The 7,588-nt window shown below is 53.9% G+C and carries 7 protein-coding genes; 4 read left to right on the forward strand and 3 right to left on the reverse strand.

Features of this window, described 5'->3' with window-relative positions; genetic code table 11:
- Nucleotides 1-1,607, reverse strand: a 1,607-nt coding sequence (aceK, locus tag B4N58_RS11215; RefSeq protein WP_291749298.1) for a bifunctional isocitrate dehydrogenase kinase/phosphatase, incomplete at its 3' end; no start/stop codon positions are given.
- 121 nt (nt 1,608-1,728) lie between these two features.
- Here aceK and B4N58_RS11220 point away from each other — a divergent pair.
- On the forward strand, nt 1,729-2,949 hold the full coding sequence (locus B4N58_RS11220) for an alpha/beta hydrolase family protein (protein ID WP_291749301.1): 1,221 nt from the start codon (nt 1,729-1,731) through the stop codon (nt 2,947-2,949).
- A gap of 4 nt (nt 2,950-2,953) precedes the next feature.
- Here B4N58_RS11220 and B4N58_RS11225 read toward each other — a convergent pair whose 3' ends face one another.
- Nucleotides 2,954-4,135, reverse strand: a complete 1,182-nt coding sequence (locus B4N58_RS11225; protein WP_008247457.1) for an isovaleryl-CoA dehydrogenase — start codon at nt 4,133-4,135, stop codon at nt 2,954-2,956.
- Nucleotides 4,136-4,230: 95 nt separating this feature from the next.
- Here B4N58_RS11225 and B4N58_RS11230 point away from each other — a divergent pair, with 95 nt between their 5' ends.
- From B4N58_RS11230 to dksA, 3 genes are read left to right on the forward strand one after another with little or no spacing between them, the layout of a single operon-like run.
- On the forward strand, nt 4,231-5,253 hold the full coding sequence (locus tag B4N58_RS11230) for an MBL fold metallo-hydrolase (protein WP_291749306.1): 1,023 nt from the start codon (nt 4,231-4,233) through the stop codon (nt 5,251-5,253).
- 57 nt (nt 5,254-5,310) lie between these two features.
- The gene (locus B4N58_RS11235) at nt 5,311-6,300 is read left to right on the forward strand and encodes a CobW family GTP-binding protein (protein WP_050771118.1); all 990 of its coding nucleotides are present in this window, start codon (nt 5,311-5,313) and stop codon (nt 6,298-6,300) included.
- Nucleotides 6,301-6,352: 52 nt separating this feature from the next.
- Nucleotides 6,353-6,778, forward strand: a complete 426-nt coding sequence (gene dksA, locus B4N58_RS11240; RefSeq protein ID WP_008247451.1) for an RNA polymerase-binding protein DksA — start codon at nt 6,353-6,355, stop codon at nt 6,776-6,778.
- A 587-nt stretch (nt 6,779-7,365) separates the two neighbouring features.
- On the opposite strand, the gene B4N58_RS11245 is transcribed toward dksA, so the two are convergent.
- Nucleotides 7,366-7,588, reverse strand: a 223-nt coding sequence (locus tag B4N58_RS11245) for an isocitrate dehydrogenase kinase/phosphatase-domain containing protein (RefSeq protein ID WP_291749315.1), incomplete at its 5' end; no start/stop codon positions are given.

A 7,588-nucleotide genomic window follows, 5' to 3' on the forward strand; every position in this document is an offset into this window, starting at 1 on the left:
GGCTCAGACGACATTTCCGCCTCGGGGTTGGGTGCATCCGGAATGCGGCGGAAATTGCAATCCGTCATGTATTCAATTTCGTCGTAATCGTAGAACACCACACGCCCCAGGCGCGTTACACCAAAGTTTTTAAACAGCATGTCGCCCGGGAAAATATTGGCTGCGGCCAATTGCTTGATGGCATTTCCATATTCGGTAATGCCATGCTCCACCTCAGAATCGGTGCCCTGTTGCAGGTAAATGTTCAGCGGTGTCATGCGCCTTTCGATGTACACGTGTTTGATCACCACCGTGTCGTCTTCAAAACTCAGCGAGCTTTCACAGGTGTCTTTCAAATGATCGATCAGTTCCTGCGAAAACCGGTTCAGCGGCAAACCCACATGGCTGTATTCCCAAGTGTCGGCCATGCGACCCACTCGATCGTGTTCCTTCACCAGTTGATACTTGCGCATCACACCGGCACGGTCAATTTCCTTGCTCGGTGCAATTTTGTCCTTGATCAGCTTGAACACATACGGGTAGGAAGGCAGCGTGAACACGGCCATCACCAAACCCTTGATACCGGGCGCCACGATAAATTCATCGTGCGAATGCTTCAAGTGATGCAAAAAGTCTCGGTAAAACAGGGTTTTGCCCTGTTTGTGCAAGCCCAGCATGGTGTACATCTCTGCCTTGGGCTTGTTGGGCAACAGGGTACGCAAAAACTGCACATACGCACCAGGCGTTTCCATGTCGACTAAAAAGTAAGCGCGCGTGAAGCTGAACAGCGTGGCAATTTGCTGCACATTGAACAGCACCGTGTCGATGTACAACTTGCCCGATGAATCCCGAAGAATTGGAATGGCAAACGGCTGCGGCATGTTCGAGTTGATGAACTTGCCAATGATGTATGCGCCCTTGTTGCGGAAAAACAGGCTTGAAAGCACCTGGATTTGGCAATCGGGGTCGACTTTAATTGGGCGCGGCATCACCTGCCGCGCAGCATGGACCACGTAGCGCAAGTCGCGCTCCAAATCCACAAAATCAGCGTTCAATGAAAAGTCACGAATCAAGCGCTTCAAGGTTTTGCGCAAGCCGCCACTTTTCGGATTCGCCGGGTAATAACTGCGATAGGAAGGTGGATCACTTTCCACATAATCGGTGCTGACTGCGGGGCGTACAAACAGAAACCGGTTGTGGTAATAGTCGCGGTGCAAAATCTTGGTCACCGCAGAATTGAAAAAAGTTTCAGCCAGCTCTGGCTGCTTGTGATCGACCAGGTAAGTCACAAAACGGGTTTTGATCTTGGCCCACACCGATTCACTCATCAACAGCGAACCATAGTTGCGACGCAACAGGTCAACCGCCTCTTTCACACGCTCATCGTAGAAATCGATACGGTCGCGAGCCAGTTGTTGAATCAAATGCCAGTCGCCTTCCTCGAAAAGCTTCTTGGTTTGTTGAGCACAGTAGCGAAACAGCCTGTAGTGTTTGTCGAAGCCCGCCAGAATATCACTGGCCACTTTTTTGGACAGCTCACGCTCTTCCTCTTCAGTCAGGTGGCTGGTTTCGCTGAGTTCGCCGAAGTCGTCCTCAAGTGTTTTCAGGTCCAGGGGCAGGCTGCTCATAAACTGGCGTCACTCCATATGATGAACTGTCGATTCTACGAGATCCCATTCCCGTTTGCCCAAGAAAATCCAAAACCTGCGCCAACTTAGTATCATGAGTACCTTGCCCAAGGAAGTTGTCATGCGAAGTCGTTCCAAATTGGTTTACCTGTTGTTGCCGTTGTTGGCCTGGGCCTGCAATGGAGAAAACAATTCTGGCTCTGCATCGCGCAATGCCATTCAATCCACGGAAGCCTTTGGCTGGCCTGCTTCGGTTCAAGGCGAAAATCCCCCGGAAAGCCCCGTGTCCAATGACGATGTTCTATCGCAGCTGGGCATGGTCAGCGACATGCTGCCGCGCCAACAATTGGCTGGCGTGGTCGACCCCATCGCCTTGGGCTACACACTGAGCGACATCACCGACCCCGCCCTGCTTGAATTTCAAATTCGCGCCATGGCTGCGCAACTGAGCGATGGGTCTCGAATCGATCAGGTATTTCACTGGTACGGCCACCCCGAAAACAACCAGTCGGTGGCGCTGGTTCCCGTTGAATTTCAAAACCGCTACGGCACCCGCCTGCATGGCGAAATTGTGCTGCCCAAGCGGGGGCAAACCGAAGCCACTGCCCAAAAATACCCGGTGATTCTGGCGCTGGAAGGCTTGAACACCAACACCGCCATGTACCGCTGGTGGCACCAGTTGTTTGCGGATGCAGGCTACTTGGTGTTTGCGTTTGACTTTTCAGGCCAGGGCCGCTCAGCAGACGAAGTACAAGGCGACCCAGGCAACAACATTGAAGAAGCGCAAGACGCACTCACCTACCTGCTGAACAACTCGCCCGTGCGCGAATTCATCGACCCCGCCCGCATTGGTGTGATTGGTCACAGCATGGGCGCCATTGCCACCATGGGGTTGCAAGCCGTAGAGCCGCGTTTGAAAGCAGCAGTGGCCGCCGCACCCATCAGTGAAATTCAATCGGTGTTTGACAAAAACCCGATTCCGGTCATGATTCAAACCGGAGACCATGACGGCCCCATTGCCCCGATTGTGGCAGTGAACCCTGCCGTGGTGCGTCCTGTTTATGACAAGCTGACCAGCGACCGTGCTTTCATTGTGGCCGACGCAGCCAGCCACGCCCAACACACCAACTACCCGCTGCTGCCCACCTCCACCTGGGGACGCGAAATTGCAGCGCAGTATTCACTGGCCTGGATGAACTACCATTTGCTTGGAAACGTTGAGGCGCTGAAGGTGCTGCAAACCGCGCACCCCAGGCTGAGTTATTTGTGGGCCAGTGAAGTGGTGATTGGGCAAGACAAGCGGGTGTTCAAATCCGCTGGACCTGCCCTGCTACCACAGTAGAAAATTACATCGTCTCGGAGAAAAGCTCGCGACCAATCAACATGCGGCGAATTTCACTGGTGCCCGCACCGATCTCGTACAGCTTTGCATCGCGCCACAAACGGCCACATGGATACTCGTTGATGTAGCCATTGCCGCCCAGAATCTGGATGGATTCGCCCGCCATCCACGTGGCCTTTTCAGCGGAATACAAAATGGCACCCGCGCAGTCTTTGCGCAGCTTGCGCACTGTTTCCGGTGTGGCTTTGTCACAGGCCTTGCCCACCTGGTACACATAGGCACGGGTGGCCATCATGGTGGAGTACATGTCAGCCAGCTTGCCTTGAATCAGCTGAAATTCACCAATGCTTTGACCAAACTGTTTGCGGTCGTGCACATAGGGCACTACCACATCCATGGCTGCAGCCATGATGCCCAAGGGGCCACCTGAAAGCACTGCTCGCTCAAAATCGAGCCCACTCATCAGCACGTTCACACCGCGGCCTACTTTGCCCAGCACGTGGGTTTCGGGTACTTCACAGTCTTCGAACACCAACTCGCCGGTGTGGCTGCCACGCATGCCCAACTTGTCCAGCTTTTGCGCAATTGAAAAACCCTTGAAGTTCTTTTCAATCAGGAAGGCTGTAATGCCGTGCGGCCCGGCAGCCAGGTCGGTTTTGGCGTACACCACCAGCACATCGGCATCGGGGCCGTTGGTGATCCACATTTTGTTGCCGTTCAGCACATACTTGTCGCCCTTTTTGTCGGCCCGCAACTGCATGCTGACCACATCAGACCCAGCACCGGGTTCGCTCATGGCCAAAGCACCAATGTGCTCACCGGAAATGAGTTTGGGCAAGAAAGTTTTGCGTTGCCAATCGGTGCCGTTGCGGCGAATCTGGTTCACGCACAGGTTGGAATGCGCGCCGTAGCTTAACGCCACCGAAGCACTGGCCCGCGAAATTTCTTCCATGGCCACAATGTGGGCCAGGTAGCCCATACCGCTGCCGCCCAACTCTTCCTCAACGGTCAGCCCCAACAGGCCCATATCGCCCATTTTTCGCCACAAATGCATGGGAAATTGGTCGGTTTTGTCCATTTCAGCCGCCAACGGGGCAATTTCCGCCTGGGCAAAGGTTTGTACTGCATCGCGCAAGGCGTCGATGTCTTCTCCAAGATCAAACTGAAGTCCTGGCAAATTCAACATATCAAAGTCTCCGCAGAAGTTATGCTTTTTCGAAATGATGCCCTACAATCAGCCCCTTCACCCACACAAATGACTGAAAAGTCACCAGAAAACACATGGGAATTGAACGTTTGTTTGAACCGCCCGTTTTGGGCCAACCCACCCCCGTTGCACCCGGCGTGCTGTGGCTTCGATTGCCGCTGCCTTTTGCACTCGACCACATCAATGTGTGGCTAATTGAGGAAGAAAACCAGTACACCTTGGTGGACTGCGGCGCGGGCCTGCCCGACGTGGCTGCCATGTGGGAAGAAATTGAACAAACCCTGTTTGCCCGCAAACCCTTGGGGCGAATTATTTGTACCCACGCCCACCCCGATCACATCGGCATGGCTGGCCCACTGGCCCGCCGCCATGGCGTGCATGTGCACATGTCCACGGGTGAATACTTCATGGCCCGCGGCTTGTGCGCCAACCTGCCTGGCTTTGACGGCAACACCTTGGGCACCTTCATGGCCAGCCATGGCCTGGTGAACGAGAAAAAAGCCGATGAAACACTGGAAGCCCGTGGTGGCATGTTCTCCCGCTTGGTGCCCGAACCCCCGCTGAACTATCAGCGTATTCAGCATGGCGATGAAATCGAGATTGGCGGCCATGTGTGGCGCTGCCATGCAGGCTTCGGGCACAGCCCGGAACACATCAGCCTGGTCTGCGACAGCTTGAACCTGATGATCAGCGGCGACATGTTGCTGCCCACGATTTCCACCAATGTGAGTGTTTACGGCATCGAACCCGAAGGCAACCCGCTACTCCTGTTCCTGAAGTCGGTTCAAAGCATGGCGCAGTTGTCTGACCAATTAATGGTGCTGCCTTCGCATGGTGTGCCGTTCAAAGGCGTGCACGACCGGTGTGCGCAATTGTTGCGCCACCACGATCACCGCCTGAATGAATTGCTGGAGGCGATCAAGGAAAAACCTTTGACTGCGCGCCAAGCCATCGCCGTGCTGTTCCGTCGCGAGATGGACGGCCACCAAATGAGCTTTGCCATGGGCGAAGCCATCGCCCACCTTCACTACCTGTGGTACAAAGGTTTGGTAAAACGCTTGGCCGTTGAAGGTGTGTGGACGTTTCAAGCCCTTTAAATTTGACCAAGTAACCCCATTTCAATTGTTGACCCAATTTTCGCAGCGCAAAGCACCATGAACAAACCAGGCCACAACATGATCCCAGTCACCATTCTTACCGGCTTTCTGGGCAGTGGAAAAACCACCCTTTTGAACCGAATTCTGAAAGAAAACCACGGTATGAAAATCGCCGTGATTGAAAATGAATTTGGCGAAGAAGGCGTCGACAACGACCTGTTGATGCAAAACGAACAGGAAAACATTGTCGAGATGAACAACGGTTGCCTGTGCTGCACAGTGCGTGGCGACCTGGTGCGTATTCTGGGCGAAATGGCTGCCAAACGACTGGCTGGCGAACTCAAGTTTGACCGTGTAGTCATTGAAACCACTGGCATGGCCGACCCCGGTCCGGTTGCACAAACCTTCTTTGTCGATGATCTGGTGGCTGAAAGCTTCATTCTGGACGCAGTGGTTACCGTGGTGGACGCCAAGCATGGCATGCAGCAACTTGACGAACACCGCGAGATTCAACAACAGGTCGGTTTTGCGGATCGCATTTTGTTGTCCAAAACCGACCTGTGCACGGAAGACGAAGTCACCGCGTTGAAACGCAGACTGGTTAAAATGAATGCGCGCGCAGAAATGATGATTTCAGAGTTCGGCGTAGCCCCCATCGACAAACTGCTGGACGTGCGTGGCTTTAACCTGAATTCGATTCTGGATATCGCGCCCGACTTTCTGGACGAAGACAAACACATTCACAACGATGAAATTCAAAGCTTTGTGTTCAAAAGCACCAAGCCGTTCGACGGACAGAAGTTTGAAGAATTCATGGGCTCTGTGACGCAGGTTTACGGCCCCGACATGCTGCGCTACAAAGGCATTTTGAACATCAAGGCCAGCGACCGCCGCGCGCTGTTCCAAGGTGTTCACATGCTGATGGGATTGGACTGGGGCAGAAAATGGGACAGTGCCGAGAAGAAAGAAAGCAAAATCGTGTTTATTGGGCGTAAACTCCCCAAGGAATTTATCACCCAAGGGTTAGAGCTTTGTCTAGCCCGATAGCGGATATACTGGTATATAGTCAATAAAAAACCAAAGGACTAGAGGCTGTGCTATGACCACTGAGAAGACGCCCGTCATCACCGAGAAACAATTGCTCGCGATGAAAGAAGACGATTACATGAACGAGGTGCAGCTTGCCTTTTTCCGCCAGCGTTTGCAGGAAATGGAAAAGGAACTGCTGGCCAATGCAGGCGAAACCACTGAGCACCTGCGTGAAACCGTGGTAGTTCCCGATCCTGCAGACCGCGCCACTATTGAAGAAGAACATGCGCTTGAGCTTCGCACCCGCGATCGCGAGCGCAAACTGTTGAAGAAGATTCAGCAATCAATTCAAAAAATTGATGCGGGCGAATATGGCTGGTGCGAAGAAACGGGTGACCCCATTGGCGTGGCCCGTTTGTTGGCTCGCCCCACCGCCACGCTGTCACTTGAAGCACAGCAGCGCCGGGAATTGAAGCAGCGTATGTACGGGGATTAATCTTCCTGATTCGCGGATGCGGTGCAAGAAAGCACGTTGACCCTGGGTTGACGTGCTTTTTTTACGTGCGCGATGGGCGATGTGTATAGCTCAATCGGCTTGGGCTCCGATCTCTCGTCGCCTGTTAATCGCCCACTCGACTAGGGTTTCAATCTCTCGCCAGAAAACCTGTTTATCCCTTGCTGAGCCTTGCGATGCCTGAGAACGACCCTCCTAAACTGCGGGTCGGGTCCGTTCTCTGTCGCCCCTGCTGGGCAACACCGGCCCTGCTCGGCACGCAAGGGCAGGTTTTCTTGAAGGCGAGGCGATCGAAACACCGCCGCCGATTGGGAGGTTTGAGCCAACTCGGCAGTGGGATTGCCCGTTCCGAACTTCAAGAAAACCGCCCCGTTTGAACCAAGGCTTCAATGCTCGCCCAATGGCGACACCCAAGACCCGACCATCTTTTTTGTCGGGCTTGGGTGAATTGAATGCCTTGCTTCAAAAAGGGACTAAGCGGTTTTCAGTGCGGAATCGGGCAACCCCGCTGAGTTGGTGATGACCTGGCAACACCGCCGAGTTGACCAGAGACCGAGGCGGTAAGTCGCTCACTGCTTCTTGATAAACCGGTTGGTAAACCGCACTGCCTCGGAATACGGGAAAATATCTTCAATGTGCCCGTGGCCGATGCGATCTTTGCGCTCCTGCCAGAACTCATATTCCAGCAAGTCGCGGTGCTTGCCCAGAAACGCCTTTCGCACACGGCGATCACCCAGCAAGAAATGCCCGAACTCCTCAGGAAATACATCTTTCGGACCCACGGTGTACCAC

The sequence above is a fragment of the Limnobacter sp. UBA3528 genome, from assembly GCF_002377005.1.
GTDB lineage: Bacteria > Pseudomonadota > Gammaproteobacteria > Burkholderiales > Burkholderiaceae_B > Limnobacter.